This window comes from Aequorivita sinensis, assembly GCF_006346335.1.
Classification (GTDB): Bacteria; Bacteroidota; Bacteroidia; order Flavobacteriales; family Flavobacteriaceae; genus Aequorivita; species Aequorivita sinensis.
Genome location: NZ_VDMC01000084.1, coordinates 1 through 281, shown reverse-complemented (window position 1 = coordinate 281; position 281 = coordinate 1). Strand labels below are relative to the sequence as shown.

Here is a 281-nt window from a genome sequence, read left to right as displayed (position 1 = left end):
CTGGTACTTATAGTGTAACGGCTCGAAACACTTCAGATCCTACGTGTGTTTCTACAGCTTTATCTGTAACGATTAATGATGTGCCAAATGCACCAGCTACACCAACTGCTGATGTAGTTCAACCAACCTGTGAAACACCTTCAGGTAAAATTTCAATTACTTCACCATTAGGTGCAGGATTTGAATACAGTATTGATGGTACGAACTATCAGGCTTCAGTAGACTTTATTAACTTAACCTCTGGTACTTATAGTGTAACGGCTCGAAATACTTCAGATCCT

General features: G+C 39.5%; 1 protein-coding gene. It reads left to right on the top strand.

Translation table 11 applies throughout. The annotated features are described in order from the left end of the window. The coding region (locus tag FHP04_RS14580) for a hypothetical protein (RefSeq protein ID WP_158319158.1) at positions 1-281 on the top strand (281 nt) is incomplete at both ends.